16 protein-coding genes are annotated in these 14,678 nt (G+C 36.4%); 7 read left to right on the top strand and 9 right to left on the bottom strand.

What is annotated here, in order from left to right; translation table 11 throughout:
• Positions 1-32: 32 nt before the first annotated feature.
• Positions 33-1,562, bottom strand: coding sequence for a Na+/H+ antiporter NhaC family protein (locus K2N75_RS08330; protein WP_297680060.1), 1,530 nt, complete (start codon positions 1,560-1,562; stop codon positions 33-35).
• A gap of 152 nt (positions 1,563-1,714) precedes the next feature.
• On the opposite strand from K2N75_RS08330, the gene K2N75_RS08325 reads away from it, so the two are divergent.
• The 3 genes from K2N75_RS08325 (at position 1,715) to K2N75_RS08315 (ending at position 2,878) form a co-directional block, all read left to right on the top strand.
• Positions 1,715-2,230 carry a hypothetical protein gene (locus K2N75_RS08325; RefSeq protein ID WP_297680059.1) on the top strand — a complete coding sequence of 172 codons (516 nt, stop codon included), beginning with the start codon at positions 1,715-1,717 and terminating at the stop codon, positions 2,228-2,230.
• 109 nt (positions 2,231-2,339) lie between these two features.
• The gene (locus tag K2N75_RS08320; RefSeq protein WP_297680058.1) at positions 2,340-2,615 is read left to right on the top strand and encodes a type II toxin-antitoxin system RelB/DinJ family antitoxin; all 276 of its coding nucleotides are present in this window, start codon (positions 2,340-2,342) and stop codon (positions 2,613-2,615) included.
• The gene (locus K2N75_RS08315; protein WP_297680057.1) at positions 2,612-2,878 is read left to right on the top strand and encodes a type II toxin-antitoxin system RelE/ParE family toxin; all 267 of its coding nucleotides are present in this window, start codon (positions 2,612-2,614) and stop codon (positions 2,876-2,878) included. The genes K2N75_RS08320 and K2N75_RS08315 overlap by 4 nt, the downstream gene beginning before the upstream one ends.
• Positions 2,879-2,885: 7 nt before the next feature.
• Here K2N75_RS08315 and K2N75_RS08310 read toward each other — a convergent pair whose 3' ends face one another.
• The gene (locus tag K2N75_RS08310) at positions 2,886-4,601 is read right to left on the bottom strand and encodes a P-loop NTPase fold protein (protein WP_297680056.1); all 1,716 of its coding nucleotides are present in this window, start codon (positions 4,599-4,601) and stop codon (positions 2,886-2,888) included.
• Positions 4,602-5,408: 807 nt separating this feature from the next.
• Positions 5,409-6,194, bottom strand: coding sequence for a TIGR02757 family protein (locus K2N75_RS08305; protein WP_297680055.1), 786 nt, complete (start codon positions 6,192-6,194; stop codon positions 5,409-5,411).
• A 127-nt stretch (positions 6,195-6,321) separates the two neighbouring features.
• Between K2N75_RS08305 and dnaJ the strand changes: the two genes are divergently transcribed.
• From dnaJ to K2N75_RS08290, 3 genes are read left to right on the top strand one after another with little or no spacing between them, the layout of a single operon-like run.
• Positions 6,322-7,437, top strand: a complete 1,116-nt coding sequence (gene dnaJ / locus K2N75_RS08300) for a molecular chaperone DnaJ (RefSeq protein WP_297680054.1) — start codon at positions 6,322-6,324, stop codon at positions 7,435-7,437.
• A gap of 15 nt (positions 7,438-7,452) precedes the next feature.
• Positions 7,453-8,796 carry a DASS family sodium-coupled anion symporter gene (locus K2N75_RS08295; RefSeq protein WP_297680053.1) on the top strand — a complete coding sequence of 448 codons (1,344 nt, stop codon included), beginning with the start codon at positions 7,453-7,455 and terminating at the stop codon, positions 8,794-8,796.
• A gap of 11 nt (positions 8,797-8,807) precedes the next feature.
• Positions 8,808-9,287 carry a methylated-DNA--[protein]-cysteine S-methyltransferase gene (locus tag K2N75_RS08290; RefSeq protein ID WP_297680052.1) on the top strand — a complete coding sequence of 160 codons (480 nt, stop codon included), beginning with the start codon at positions 8,808-8,810 and terminating at the stop codon, positions 9,285-9,287.
• A 142-nt stretch (positions 9,288-9,429) separates the two neighbouring features.
• On the opposite strand, the gene K2N75_RS08285 is transcribed toward K2N75_RS08290, so the two are convergent.
• The 4 genes from K2N75_RS08285 to K2N75_RS08270 are packed head-to-tail and all read right to left on the bottom strand — an operon-like array spanning position 9,430 to position 12,726.
• Entirely contained in the window at positions 9,430-10,263 is an 834-nt protein-coding gene (locus tag K2N75_RS08285) for an amino acid ABC transporter ATP-binding protein (RefSeq protein ID WP_297680051.1), read from the bottom strand.
• On the bottom strand, positions 10,250-10,948 hold the full coding sequence (locus K2N75_RS08280) for an amino acid ABC transporter permease (RefSeq protein ID WP_297680050.1): 699 nt from the start codon (positions 10,946-10,948) through the stop codon (positions 10,250-10,252). Before K2N75_RS08280 ends, K2N75_RS08285 begins: the two co-directional genes overlap by 14 nt.
• Before the next feature lie 14 nt (positions 10,949-10,962).
• On the bottom strand, positions 10,963-11,745 hold the full coding sequence (locus K2N75_RS08275; RefSeq protein ID WP_297680049.1) for a transporter substrate-binding domain-containing protein: 783 nt from the start codon (positions 11,743-11,745) through the stop codon (positions 10,963-10,965).
• Positions 11,746-11,799: 54 nt separating this feature from the next.
• Positions 11,800-12,726 carry a radical SAM protein gene (locus tag K2N75_RS08270; protein ID WP_297680048.1) on the bottom strand — a complete coding sequence of 309 codons (927 nt, stop codon included), beginning with the start codon at positions 12,724-12,726 and terminating at the stop codon, positions 11,800-11,802.
• A 178-nt stretch (positions 12,727-12,904) separates the two neighbouring features.
• Between K2N75_RS08270 and K2N75_RS08265 the strand changes: the two genes are divergently transcribed.
• Positions 12,905-13,189 carry a 4Fe-4S binding protein gene (locus K2N75_RS08265; RefSeq protein ID WP_297680047.1) on the top strand — a complete coding sequence of 95 codons (285 nt, stop codon included), beginning with the start codon at positions 12,905-12,907 and terminating at the stop codon, positions 13,187-13,189.
• 122 nt (positions 13,190-13,311) lie between these two features.
• Here K2N75_RS08265 and K2N75_RS08260 read toward each other — a convergent pair whose 3' ends face one another.
• Together K2N75_RS08260 and K2N75_RS08255 are read right to left on the bottom strand one after the other, a co-directional pair.
• Positions 13,312-14,100, bottom strand: a complete 789-nt coding sequence (locus tag K2N75_RS08260) for an SPOR domain-containing protein (protein ID WP_297680046.1) — start codon at positions 14,098-14,100, stop codon at positions 13,312-13,314.
• Between the two features lie 10 nt (positions 14,101-14,110).
• A complete protein-coding gene (locus K2N75_RS08255) occupies positions 14,111-14,656 on the bottom strand; it encodes a DUF1882 domain-containing protein (protein ID WP_297680045.1) in 546 nt (181 codons plus the stop codon).
• Between the last annotated feature and the right edge of the window lie 22 nt (positions 14,657-14,678).

Genomic DNA, 14,678 nt, shown 5'->3' with positions numbered 1-14,678 from the left:
ATATTAATCTCTATTTAAACTTTGATTCTACATTAGTCAAATTCTTTTTCTTTATAGTCCAATGGCTTGCTTAAAAATCGCCTATATACGTAAAAACACCCAAACATTATTCCAAAACCTGCTAAATATCCTACGACAAGAGATTCAAAAAAACCCGCGACACCAAAACTAATGAGTGCGGCAAATGCAGCCGTCGTTGCATAGGGCAATTGTGTGATAAAATGGCTCTGCACAGAGCAACCTGATCCTGTCGCAGAAAGAATCGTTGTATCAGAAATTGGTGAAGTATGGTCTCCATATACTGCTCCAGCCAATACAGCAGAGATACTCAACATCATATCTATGCCATTAATCGTAGCAATGCTTGCGCCAATAGGTAACATAATCGCAAATGTTCCCCAACTCGTTCCGGTGCAAAATGCAATAAAGCTTGCACTTAGAAATAGCACCAAAGGAGCAACGACATTTGCCGACAATACACCACTTGCCAAAAAGTCTCTACTTAAGTTAGCAAGATAAATTCCGGTTTGTAAATCATTCTTAATCACAGGTCCAATCGCCCACGCCAAAATCAAAATAAGATTTGCGGGCAACATAGATAAAAATCCATCTTTGATAATCAAAGAATACTCGTGCAAACTAATGCGATTCCAAGCAATCGCGACAGAAACAGCTATTGCGCACACTCCGCCCCAAAAAAGCGAAAATCCCGTTTGTGCATTTGCCAACATTTCAATGAGTTCCAAACTTTGAGACACTTGATAGCCACTATAAAAAATAAAGAATCCCACAAAAAAGATAAGCGCGACAATAGGCAAAATCAAAAGCCAAATGCTCCCTCCGCTATGAGGCTTGATTTCGTCAAACTCTTCTATCCCCACTCCTTGATTGTGGCGCATAACAGGCAGATTGATTTGCCAAAGAATCGTTAGAAAAACCCCAAGCAAAGCAAACCAAGCATAATAATTCCCCCAAATGCTTTGCACTAGCACACTAAAGCTTGAGGTATCCTCCACCAATCCACCCATAATTCCCAAAATATAAGCCCCCCAACTTGAAATTGGCATTAAAATACAAATCGGTGCGGAAGTAGAATCAATAATATATGCCAAACGTTCCCTTGTAGAATGATTTGCGTCATTGAGCGGACGCGCGATTTGTCCTACAGTAAGCGCATTGAAATAATCATCGATAAAAATCACAATACCCGCAATAAAAGCGACAAACTCCGAACCTTCCGCGCTTTTGACGCGTTCTCTTGCCCAATGCACAAAGGCATTCATTCCGCCTGAACATTGCATTAGCTGTGTTAAAATCCCAAGCAAAATCAAGAATCCAAACACATACAAGGCGTTAGACTGCACTTCTCCCTCGCTGTAAAATACCCCTCCAATGGCATTTAAGGCATATTCTATAACCCCAAAAAACGAATCACTTAGCATAAATCCTGCAAGGAAGATTCCAACAAATAACGAAAGCACAACCCTGCGCGTAATAAATACCAGCGCAATCACACACAAAGGCACAACCAAACTCAATGCCGAATCCGCATACATTCCCACACTCCTAAAATACAATAAAGAAAAAATTGCGGTATATTATTTGTAATTTCATTAGTTTTACATTAAAAGATTAAGAATCCTGCTATCTTTCATATATGGAATAAAAATTGCTTTAATCCTCCAACAAAATACCCTAATAAAAAGGAAAAAGAATGAATGTAAATGACAAAAATCAATCTATGTGGGGGCTGCTCAATCAATCCTACACACAACAAAATACGAAATCCAACAATATTTCGGGCTATTCTAATGATTCCAATTCGCTTTTTAGCACGCAAAATACGCAAAATTCTCAAGGAATTGACGCAATTTCTAACCTCTTTAATGTGGATTCCTCCAATAACAAAACCATTATTACCGAGATTCAGGATTCTTTTGAAATCAGTGCAGAACTTTCCAATCTGCAAAATTTTGCCCAAAACTTTAGCGCAAAGTTTGAAAATAACTTTGAAAGTCTAAAAGATTTAGGCGACGCAATGCTACAAAGTGGAATCTTAAACAACGAGGAAAAAGTAGGCTTTGATGTCTTACAAAAATTCAATCCAAGCCTTGATTCTGCGCAAACACAAAATATCTTACAAAATACAAATTTAAGTCAAGAAAATAAGAATCTACTTAATCAAGTAGATAGAAAAATCAGCGCAATAAGGTATTTTGGAGGATTTTAATCGTCCTTAAGAAATGCAACAAGAAACCTTGTAGAATCTTATATTATTGCAGAGGGGGAAATACCAAATTTATGCTACAATATCCTATAAAATAATGAAAGGATATAAAATGACTTCAGTTGTGCAATTCAGAATGGACAGCAACGATAAAGAAATATTAGAGACAATGCTCAAAGATATGGGGCTAGATTTGGGAACAGCCTTTAGAATGTTTGCAGCAAAAGTGCTCAAAACAGGCGAGATTCCCTTTAGTATCACGAGCAGCATTGACCCTGATACGATTTGGACAAAAGAGGACGAAAAAGCCTACAAAAAGGCATTAAAAGAGCTAGAAAGAGGCGAGACAATAAGCCACGAAGAAATGAGGCAAAAGCTCGGATTATGAGTGGCACATTAGAATATAGCAAAGAAGTAGAAAAGTTTTTGCTCAAGCATTACGACCTAGCTCCCAAAATCATCAAGGCTTTAGAAAATATTGCACAAAATCCTTACCACAATCAACAAGATACCAAAAAGCTTCAAGGTTATGAGAACCACTACCGACTAAGAGTTGGCAAATACAGGATTCTCTATGAAATAAGGGAAAATCAAATCTTGATTATCTATGCCTACAAGGCGGATTCTCGCGGCGAAGTATATAAAAAATGAGGAAAATTCACTCTTCATTGAGTAGTTTGAGAATAAGACTATTGGGGCAATTTTTTTCTAAAGCCTTTTTAACTTCTTCTTTTTTGACTTTATATTCCTCTTGATTTAAAAATTTTTTATACGCTTGAAATAGGTGATTTTTCAAATCATATTCTTTATTAATGGAATCATCGGAAAAATTACCGCCAAAATATTCAAAAAATCTTTTACAAAATTCATTGTTATTTTGAAAAACATTTACTATCTCATCTAATGGAAACTTATTATATTCTTTTATTTTTTCAAGAGAAAAGGTTGTCTCTATGCCTTGACCAAAACCTACTTCACCCTTTAAATCAAACCTGCTTATAAAACTTCTAATATCCATAGTAGCAGTTTTATCCTGATTCCTGCATTCATCATAAATTTGTTTATATCTTTCATCTTCATTGATAATCGTGTTAAGTATGTTGTTAAGCAAACCATTATCTTTTTCGGTGTGAGATATTATGTATTGCTTTTTAATCTCATACTCTTGTGGTAATTCTTTCTCTCTTATGTTTTTGTATAATTTAAAAAGTATTTGATAACGATGGTAGTTCTTTGTGAGGTCATCTACAAGAAAGGATTTTTCAGTATTTTTAAATATGTTTTCAATCCATTCTGCATATTGATTGTCGCTCAAATTACCATTTATATAGCTCTCTTGTATTTCTTTTAATGAAGTAACCGATTCCTTATCAAGTTCTTTCAAAAAAAATCTTTGTGCGCTATTTTTGTAATTTTCATCTAACTTCAATAAGTTATTTAAAAAAATCTCATAAAAATGAAAGCCAACAGGAGACTTTGGGAGATTATCTTTTGGTATCAGAAAATAATGCTCTCCAATATCACTCACCATTCTTTCATAATATAATTTTAAAACTTCGAAAAACACCTCTTTTGGTTTTTCTATTTGTGCCTTAAAGAAACAATGCTGATTAAAATAGTCAATATGTCGTGTAAGCTTTATTAATAGCCTTAGATTATTATGATTGTCGCTAAATTTTAATTTTTGCTTAAAACATTCAAAGATAAGATTTACAATGTCTTGCTTCATATCTTTAATATCCCACTTTAAATTCTCCTCAATAATTTTTCGCGCTACTTCATCATTATTTTCAATAGTAATTTCATAATCAATGACTTTTTCTTTATAGATTTCATACCAATTTTTAGGATTTTCTGTTTTACCACTGCTTGATTCCTGTTTTTCCAATTCGTCTTTATTAAGAATCATAACTACACTACATAACTTATCTTCTTTTAACAAAATGACAAGTCCTAAAATTTCATCTAGTGGCAACTTGTCAGATTTTCTTTCTATATTATCAAAACAAACAATGATATTCTCAAAATCCTCTTTCTTAAAAATAGAAAAAATGGAATCAAGATTAACATTTGCTACTCCTGTAAGTTTTATAGTATTAGAGGCGAGCTGAGATACTTTCTTGACTACCTCATTATGGCTACCATTCACTTTTAAAACTATTTCTTCTAAGATTTGTTTGTAACTTTTCTTGCCAAATAAATCAATATAAACAACTCGTTTGTCCTTCTTTTTCTTCTTAATATCCTCTTCAATTCCTTTTTTCCATAGATAAGTTTTACCTATACCCCAAGCACCTTGTATAACCAAACAAACGCTCTCATTATCAATCAAAAATTCTGTAATAGCCGAAATTCTACCATTTTCATTAGGCATACAACACTCCTGTTAATCTAATAGAAATTATATTTTAAAACATAAATTCTACTATATTTTCAGAAAATCTATACCCCCCTCAAACGCCTTTAAAAATAAATTTTAAGAGGTTAAAGCAAAGGATTCTTAGAATCTAGGAAAAATCTTCTAGGCTCTCTTAAAAGTTTTCTTAATTTTCTATAACTCTTAAAGCCCTCCAACCACGATAAGAAATTCAATAATAAATGATTTTTGGAAACCTCTTTAAGAAAGGACGATTTATCCTTATTGATTTCATAGGCAAAGGGCAAATAGCACAAATAATCCAAAGGCTGTAAATTTGCTTGCAGTGGGATACAATTATGTCATCGCAAGACTTCGTTAGAAGTCGTAGCAATCTATAATCTAAAATCTCGCAAAGACATTTCCCACTGCGTCATTGCGAGGCTTTAGCCGAAGCAATCTATAATTCTGCAAAAAGTAAATTTTGCAAAGGAATCTTTAAGATAACTTTAGGTTATGGATTGCCACAGCCTTTTACAAAGGCTTCGCAATGACAATGGCAAATGACAAGTATGCGAGATAATGGATTGCTTCGCTTATATTCGCAAGGACTCGAAGGCTTTGTCATTGCGAGAAAATTTACAAAATTTTTGCGGCAATCTATAATTTAGAATCTCGCTTTTAAATCTTAAGATTCCATTGTTTGATTTACTGCAGTGTATTCTTATGGATTGCTTCGTCGTTCGCTTTACTCATTCCTTGCAATGACGACGATAGCAAAGTTATGGATTACTGCAATTCTTTACAAAATCTCGCAAGGACGCCCTACTCTATCAATCCTAACTGCCCGATACGATACAAGGCAAAGTCATATTTCACAGGGTCTTTTGCGTCAAACTCCTTAAGCCGATTCGTGATTTCTAATACCGCCTTGAAATCATAGGTTCTGCGTCTTAGAAGCCCCAATCGCCTTGCGATTCTAAAGGTATGTGTATCCAGTGGCAAAAGCAAATCGCTTTTATTTACTTTTTCCCACCTGCCCAAATCCACGCAATCCTTTCGCACCATCCAACGCAAAAAGAGATTCCACCGCTTCAGCGGAGAGGCAGAATCCATAGCCCCAAGCAGAAACTTCAAGCCCTCTGTCGCCTCTCCCACTCTTGCGTAAAGTGCGCCTTGAAGTGAGCGAATCCCTCCTAGGATAGAATCACTTTTGTAACCTTGCAAGAAAATCTCTTGTAGAGATTCCAAGCCCAAAAGGGCTTCAAAGAAGCGTTGAATCTCGGCATTATTCTGAAAGCGATAAACCCTTGCAGTGCAAGGCACAGAATCGCAAGATTGCGGATTCTCCAATGCGCTTAGGTTGCAAGAATTTAAGAATCTTAAAATAGAGCGCACATTACCATAAGCAAACAAAGCGCAAAAAAGCGCGACTTTATCGCTTTGAAATTGCCTTGCGATTCCCAAAGGGTCTGGCAAATCCTCATTAATCGCCTCTTGTGAGTTAAAAAGCTGATATTGTTCTTCTAAAAGGTGATAAAGAAATTTTTGTGATGGATTCTTTGGGACTTTAAGTCTCTGTAAAGTCTGTTTTGTAAGCCTAGATTCCATATTTTTCCTTAAAAATAAAATAGAATCTTAACAAAAAAAGTCAAACTTTTATTTAATTACTTCTTTAAAGTTAATTACGCTAAAATGCAAAATTTTTATTTCTCAAACAATATTGTTAGGAGTATCTTTGGAAGAATTTGATTATTATGAGATTTTAGAAGTCAGTCGCAGCGCAAGTGGAGAGGAAATCAAAAAAGCTTATCGCAAAATGGCATTAAAATACCACCCCGATAGAAATCCTGATAACAAAAATGCCGAAGAAATGTTTAAAAAAGTCAATGAAGCCTATCAAATCCTAAGCGACAAAGAAAAGCGTCAAATTTACGACACCTATGGAAAAAAAGGCTTAGAATCCAGCGGATTTGGGTTTGGAGATATGGAAGGAAGTATTTTTGATATTTTCAACTCTGTTTTTGGAGGGGGATTTGGAGGATTTGGCTCGGGACGCAAAAAAGACGAAAAATATTCGCGTGATTTAGCGATTGAATTAGAGCTTAGTTTCCAAGAGGCAATTTTTGGCTGCAAAAAAGAAGTGGAAATCCGCTATAAAAGTGCTTGTAGCGCGTGTAAAGGAAGTGGAGCAAAAGACGGCAAGGTAACGACTTGTAGCGCGTGTAAAGGAAGTGGGCGTGAGACTTTTACGCAAGGATTTATGACTTTTGCTCAAACTTGTTCTAAATGTCGTGGTAGCGGAGAGATAAGCGCAGAAAAATGCGAGAAATGCTTAGGCAAAGGTTATCAAGAAGAAAAAGAAAAATTTGAAATTAAAATTCCAGAGGGCGTAGATAATCAAAACCAAATCCGCGTGCAGGGGCGAGGAAATAAAATGCCAGATGGCTCGCGGGGAGATTTGTATGTAGAAATCTTCGTGCAAGAAGATACGCATTTTATCCGTCATCGCAATGATATTTATTTGGAAGTTCCTGTATTTTTCACCCTTGTAATGCTTGGCGGAAGCATTAAGATTCCAACTTTTACCAAAGGAAAAGAATTGGAGCTCAAAATCCCTATTGGCGTCAAGGATAAGCAGCAATTTGTCTTTTATGGCGAGGGTGTAAAGAGTGTCAATAGCAGCAAAAAAGGCAATTTCATTGCAGTAGTTAATATTTTGTATCCCGACAAACTAGACGAAAAACAACGCGATTTACTCTTAGAACTTCATCAATCGTTTGGTTATGAGGAATCCAAACCAATTAATTGCTTGGAGGGCTTAGTGGATAAAATCAAAAATTGGTTTAAATAACCGAAGGAAAAATGAATGCAAAAAGCTTTATGGATTCTCATCGCCGATATTTTGCTCTTTAGTATGCTTTTTGCTTGGCTACCTTTTACCAAAGAAGCGAATCTTGGTATTTGCATTTTAGCATTTGTTGGAATCTTGTGGGTGAGCGAAGCGGTGCATACAACAATTACCGCTTTAATCGTGCCTTTACTTGCAGTAATATTTGATTTGCAAGATGTTACAACTGCTCTTAAACCTTTTGCAAATCCTGTAATTTTTCTCTTTTTTGGAGGATTTGCCCTAGCAAGTGCGTTACATATTCAAGGCTTAGATAAACTGCTTGCTAATCGCCTCATCTTACTTGCTAAAGGCAAAATGTCTGTTGCGATTCTTATGCTTTTTGGCGTGAGTGCATTGCTTTCTATGTGGATTAGCAACACCGCAACAGCAGCAATTATGTTGCCCTTAGCTCTTGGTATTTTGTCTAATTTGGACATTACAAAGAATCGTGGAACTTTTTTGTTTGTGCTTTTGGGTGTTGCTTATAGTTCAGAAATCGGCGGCTTTGGCACAATGGTAGGAAGCCCTCCTAATATCATTGCTGCTTCTTATCTTGGAATCAACTTTTTAGAATGGATGAAACTTGGGATTCCTTTTATGTGCATTATGCTTCCTTGTATGATTGGAATCCTATATTTACTTCTTAAACCCGATTTAAAGCAAACTTTTCATCTTGCATTAGAAAAAACAGAATGGGATTTTAAAAAAATCCTTACTCTGATTATTTTTGGGCTCACTGCAACTGCTTGGATTTTCAGTGCGAAATTAAGCGAATACTTCGGCGGAATCAAAGATTTAGATTCCATTATCGCATTAGGTTGCGCAATTGCAATAGGTGTAAGTCGCGTAGCAACTTGGAAAGAAATCCAAAGCAATACCGATTGGGGCGTCTTGTTGCTCTTTGGTGGAGGGCTTGCTCTGAGTGTGATTCTCAAAGATTCTGGAGCAAGCACAGTGCTAGCAAACGGAGTTACAACACTTTTTGGGCATAGTAATTGGCTGATGATTATCATCGTAACGGCACTTTTTATTATTTTCTTGACAGAATTTACAAGCAATACTGCAAGTTCCGCCTTATTAGTGCCAATTTTTGGTGTCGTAGGAGACGCACTCGGAATGCCCCACGCGATGTTGCCTCTTGTGATTGGGTTTGGTGCAAGTTGTGCCTATATGTTACCTGTCGCCACGCCCCCTAATGCAATCGTTTATGGCACAGGCTATATTCGGCAAGTAGAAATGATGAAATATGGGGCGTGCGTAAATTTATTTTCTATTGTCTTGATTCTAACCTTTGCTTGGTTTGTTTGGCGTTTTATCTAAAGGAAAAAATAATGAAAATTTTTGAAGCAATCCTACAAAGTCCTTTAGGCGAAATCCTCATCAAGGACAATGGTAAGGCAATTTTAGAAGTTTGTTTTGTGGATTCCCAAAATTCCTTTTCCAATACAAGCCCCTTAACGCTTGAGGCAATGCGACAATTAAAAGAATATTTTGCTCTGCAACGCAAAGAGTTTGATTTGCCTCTCTTGCCCTATGGAACAGAATTTCAAAAATCGGTTTGGAAAGAGCTTTGTGCGATTCCTTATGGAGAAGTCCGAACCTATGGCGCAATAGCACAAAAAATCCACAAACCAAAAGCCGCGCGCGCAGTAGGAGCTGCAAATCATCACAATCCCATTGCGATTCTTATTCCCTGTCATCGTGTGATTGGTGCAAATGGAAAGCTTGTCGGCTACGCAAGTGGAATCGCAAAAAAAGCTGCTTTATTAGAATTAGAGGGAGCAATCCTATCACAACAATGCAATGGATAGCTTTTGTCCTTGTGAGCAGTTACAAACTGCGCGTAATGCGTTGCACATAGCCGCTCACCCACAACTGCAAATCTATAATGCAGGATAGTGGGATTCTACATTATAGATTGCTTAAAGCAAGGACGCAATAAGCCAACTTTCCCTATCGCCGAATATGGCTCAAAAAATACTGCAAACGCTCATTTTTAGGAGAATCAAAAAATTCTAATGGGGGAGAATCCTCTAAGATTTTTCCACCCTCCATAAACAAAACCCTTGTTGCTACCTCTTTAGCAAAGCCCATTTCGTGCGTTACGCACACCATACTCATTCCCTCATCAGCCAAGCTTTTCATCAAACTTAGCACGCCACCCACCATTTCAGGGTCTAGCGCACTTGTGGGTTCATCAAAAAGTATTACTTCTGGCTTCATTGCGAGCGAACGCGCAATCGCAACCCTCTGCTTTTGTCCCCCACTTAAGCGGGAGGGATATTCGTATGCCTTATCAAACAATCCTACACGCGCTAATAAAGCCAAACCCACTTCTTTTGCTTCCCCGACACTCATTTTCTTAAGTTTAACGGGGGCTAAAGTAATGTTTTCTATCACATTTAAATTATTAAATAAATTGAAATGTTGGAATACCATACCCATTTTGGCACGCGCTTCATTAATGTCTTGTCGGTCTTTTTTGTCGTATTCTTTTATGGCGAGTTTCAAAGCCTTGCCTTTGAGATTTGCTAATTCTGGATACAAATCAATACTAATCTCGGAAATGCGCCGATTGTCTAGCCAAATCTCCCCACTATCTGGAATCTCAAGCAGATTTAAACAGCGCAAAAAAGTGCTTTTGCCGCTTCCGCTTGGTCCCACGATGACAACTTTCTCACCCCTCTGAAATTCCACACTCAAGCCATTAAGCACAATTTTCTCACTCTTATCCTCTGTTGTGCCGCTTTCATAATATTTTTTAACTAAATTTCTAACGCTTATCACTTTTTCTTAGTTTCCCTTCGTATTTCTTAACGGCAAAGCTCGCAATCATCACCAATACCAAATAGCAAAGTGCCAAGAAAAAATATGGAATCATATATTCATAGCTTGCACTGCCAATCGTCTTAAACGCATAGGTTAAATCATGAACGGTAACATAATTTGCTACCGAAGTTTCTTTCAGAAGCGTGATGAACTCATTTCCCAAATTTGGCAACGCATTTTTTAAGGCTTGGGGAAAAACAATAAAACGCATACTTTGTTTAGAAGTAAGCCCAAGTGCCCTTGCAGCCTCATTTTGTCCGCTATCCACACTCAAGATTCCACCGCGAATAATCTCGCTAACATACGCACCACTATTAAGACCAAAAATCACAATAGCAACCAACAAAGCGCTGCTTCCCGCCAAACCAAAAAGAGGTAGAATCACAAAATAGATAAACAAAAGCTGCACAACAATCGGTGTTCCACGAAAGAATCCCACATATAGCTTTCCAATTCCCACAAGCAAATGTTCTAATGTGTTTTTCTCTTCTTTGGTAATTAAAATTGCAAGCATTGTGCCTACAAAGATTCCAATCATCAAACCACACACCGCAAGCAGAATCGTAACAAATAAACCCTCTACAACGAGCGTGTAACCGCCTTTGACAATGAGTTGATTATAAAAAATTTCTATTTTATCCATAAATTCGCAGGCTTTTAATAATACTTTTTAATAATTTTATCCAACGCGCCCTCTGTTCGCATTTTTTCAAGTGCTTGATTGATAGAATCCAACAATTCTTTATTGCCTTTTTTCACCGCGATTCCATATCTTTCTTCCGTCAAATATGCGCTTAAAACCTCTGTGCTTGCATAGTTTTTAGCAATTAAGCGCGCAGGAGCTTCATCAATAATCACAATATCAATCTGCCCATTTTCTAGCGCACTTACCGCCAAAGAACCATTGACAAATCCCTTAACTTCAGCATTTTTAAAGCCCTCAAAACCCCAATCCTTATCACCTTGCGCATAAAATGCCCCTGTTGTCCCTGTTTGCACACCAATCTTGATTCCACTCCTTTTGTTGATTGCCTTGATGAGTTCTGCTGTATTATCGCCCACAGCTTTTAATTCAGAATCAGAATTTTTAATGATAACCACTTGATTTGCATTATAATAAGAAGTAGTAAAATCCACAACTTTTGAACGCGCCTCATTAATTGTCAAACCACTCGCGCCAAAATCTACATTTGCGCTACTTACAGCACTCACAACAGAATCAAATTCCATATCTTTAATTTCTAGAGTTTTACCCAAAATCTTTGCCACTTCTTGTGCAATCTCTACATCAATGCCCTTAAATTCACTGCCCTCTTTAAATTCAAAAGGTGGAAATTCTGCAGCAGTAGCCATTACAATCTTTTCCTCACCCTTGCTACAACCTTGCACAAAAAGCACCGCCAAAATCGCCAACAAACTTGCCCAAATAAACTTTTGCATACCTTTTCCTTTAACAAAATTAAGCTTGGATTATAGCAAAATTCTGCATATTTTTTAAGCTTTTATTCCAATGCGATAAAACTTTGTGGCATTGTTTTCCGCAATTTCCACTTGACCGCTTTGCAACAAATCTTGCAGAATCTCACGCGAAGAGAGATTCCATAGCATTGCAACATCTTGTGTGCTTTGAGGGCGCAAAGCGATTGTTTTTAGAATCTCATTGCGACTTAAATTTAATTGTTTTTCTTCTTTGGATTCTGTTCTTTTAGGGATAAAAATTGGAAGCCCAAAATCTAAAAAAACCTTTCCAAATAACTCCAATTTCTCTTGAGAAACACTCTTAACCTTATAGGCGGGCGGGCGATCAATCGTGCCAATATCAACACGTTTTAATCGCATAGGAGCAAGAAATTTTGCCATTTTTTTAACCTCTTCTAAAGAATCGTTAATCGTCTCTACAAATAAAATTTCTGCATACAATTCGCCTCCAAAATCCGCACTAAACTGATAAATTCCTTGTAAAATTTGTTCTAAATTTACACTTTTACTTGGTCGGTCAATTTTTTTAAATACCTCTTGGCTGACTGCGTCTAATGAAAATTTTACTTTATCAAATAATAAACAAGCACGCGCAACAATCGGGTCGCACAATAAAGAACCATTTGTTAAGAGTAAAGTTTGTTTTGCGCCTTTAATATCTTCTAAACGCAACATTAACTCATACAAATGCGGATAAAGTGTTGGTTCTCCATTGGCAGTAATTGTCAAGGATTCTATATTTGGAAAATGCTCCAAGCCTTTTTGGATTTCTTTTAAAATCACCTCTGTTTCCAAAAACTCTTCCATAGAATCTTGTGCTTTTTTGCCCTTTAATTCACAATACAAACAATCATAATTACACTGCTTAATATTAGGAGATAAATCTACACCAAGAGATTCTCCAAAACGTCTTGAATGAATAGGACCAAAAATAATATTCATACATTTAAACCTTTATAGTCTTTATAAAATAATCAATATTTTACACTATTTTATGCACAGAATCGTATCTTGGAGATAAATTTTACCACTTTAACCCAATGTAATCTTATTTTTAAAGCTCCATTTTATAAAGTTTAATATATACTCATTGTCTAATATAAATTTTTAAGGAGAAATAATGTCTGTTAAAATTACTGACATCTGCATCGCCTGTGGTGCGTGTATTGACGAATGCCCAGTAGAAGCTATCGTAGATGATGATGATAATCCAAATGATGATGGTTGCTATTTTGTTCATAGCGAAAAATGTGTAGAATGCGTAGGACACAATGACGAACCTGCTTGTGCCTCTGCATGCCCCACAGAAGGTTGTATCGTATGGGACGCAATTGTAGCTTCACAACCCCATAGAGACGATATTGATGATGACAAAAGAAGTGCTCACACACCTGTTGTTGAATAATTCTTTCTTTCACAAAATCAATCCCCCTTTGTGCGGGGATTAATATTTCCAAATCAACTTTTTAAAAACTTAGCAGAAAACATAAACCAATGCTAAATTGCATTGGTATAGAAGAAAGGAGGTTATTTGATTTCTTTAATAAAAGCGTCTTTATTAATTTTTGCACGAATCTCACTCAATTTATTTTGCGCTTCTTGTTTTGTAGTATAAGGACCAATAAGTAAGCGGTTGTTGTCTCCAGATTTTTGCATACGATAACTCAATTTATTTTCATTAATCAAGCCTAAAAGTTGCTTATTAGGAGAGAATTTACTAAAAGAACCCACTTGAACATAGAATCCCCTGCCGGCCTCACTACCTTGCAAAGAAGGGTCATTTACTTTAACATCTTTAAAGCTTTCTTTTGGGGTTGTTTTTGATGGTTCTTGTTTGATTTCAGGCTTTGAAGCTATTTGCGTAGGCTGTTGTGCAGGTTTTTTAGATTCTGCTTTTGGTGCTGAATTAGGAGCTGTTGGCAAAGCTTGTGTAGAAGCATTGTTTTGATTTTGTTGTGCTTTGATTTGATTAATAATCATTTGGAATTGGTCATCGCTGCTAGTATTATTTTGGATTGGCACTTGTCCAAAATCTGTATTTTGCTGATTTTCATTTGAAGTTTGCGATATTTGCGGTTCTAAACGTTCCAATGGCTTCTGTGTTTCAATCTCTTGTTTGTTTGCCTCTTGAGAATCTCCTTGAAGCAAATAAACAGCCAGCACAATCACTCCAAATAATAAAACACCAATTGCGCTTAATAAAATTAATTTCTTATTGCTTCCGCTTTTTAATTCATCGCCTTCATTATTGCTAATCAATAAATCGTCTAATTCTAAATCTCTTGCTGTGTCTTTATGCGATTCTAATTCTGTCATATTCTCTCCTTTACATATGTTTAGACCACGAAGCACCGCGTTCTTTTTTATAAACATTATAGGGTACAATCAAGATGTTAAAATTTTTCGGAATATCAAGAGAAGGAAACATTTTCCACTCTGTTGGCATTTTTTGAGAAAGCTTTGCACCAAGCATTTTAGCAATCTGGCAAGCCTCTTGAAAAGTTGTATGTCCTTTATGCACATATAAATGCAAATGTCCCGGTGTTTTTGTTTCATAAGCAGTAAAATTAATAAACCCTTCTTCTCTCAAAAGTAATTGTGCGCGATGCCAAAAACGTTCTGCATTGAATCCATTATAATCAAAGACGATATTTTCAACTTTATCGCGCTCATTAATCAACGAATGTGCAATAATAATTTCTTTTTTAAAATGACTTTGGAGCAAATTACGCGTAATTGGCTCATTAATCTTTTTAAATTTATCATAAAAGATTCTACCATTATGTTGCATTTTCTCCCCAATTCCTGGTGATTTCAACCAATAATGAGAGGTAATCATTTTGATAAGTTTCAAATCCATATCTGATACCATTGCTTGCTCCCTTTTCGTTAAT

This window comes from Helicobacter sp. (genome assembly GCF_029067145.1).
GTDB lineage: Bacteria > Campylobacterota > Campylobacteria > Campylobacterales > Helicobacteraceae > Helicobacter_D.
The sequence above is the reverse complement of the archived record's forward strand: the minus strand, read 5'-3'. Positions and strand labels throughout refer to the sequence as shown.